The sequence below is a fragment of the Streptomyces sp. BE303 genome (genome assembly GCF_036290945.1).
Classification (GTDB): Bacteria; Actinomycetota; Actinomycetes; order Streptomycetales; family Streptomycetaceae; genus Kitasatospora.
This window is the reverse complement of sequence record NZ_JAQYWZ010000092.1, coordinates 1-465: the sequence shown is the minus strand read 5'-3', so window position 1 is coordinate 465 and position 465 is coordinate 1. Positions and strand designations below refer to the sequence as shown.

Annotated in this window: 1 protein-coding gene; it reads left to right on the top strand. The window is 75.3% G+C overall.

Features of this window, described 5'->3' with window-relative positions:
• On the top strand, positions 1-465 hold a 465-nt coding region (locus PUR56_RS00345), incomplete at both ends, for a hypothetical protein (protein WP_329947352.1).

Below are 465 nucleotides of genomic sequence, written 5' to 3'. Positions count from 1 at the left end.
GTTGGGTGTCGATACCGATGCCGCCGCCACCGTGCTGCCCGCGCTGTCGACCTGGAGGGCGAGCGGCCAGGAAAGGTCGCTCATCGACGGCTGGCGATACCGCGTCACCTGGAAGCCGGTCGCCGATCCCGGCGCGGCCCGGGTCGACGGATCCTGGCTGCTTCTCGGTGAGGACGTCGAGGAGACCGCCGCCCTCGCCGATGTCCTGAGCGGTCACGGCGCGACCGTGCTCCGGTTGGAGATCGGGGTGCGGGCCGAGCTGGCCGACCGGCTGCGGACGCTCGACGCACCGCCGGTCGGCGTGCTGGTACCGGCGTGTTCGCTCACCGGCGTGCTCGCCGCCGTCCAGGCACGGGGCGACGCCGGAATGGCGGCGCCGCTCTGGCTCCTCACGCGGGGGGCGGTCGCGCCCGGGTCCGCCGATCCGGCGGGCGACCCGCACCGAGCGGAGGTGTGGGGCCTCGG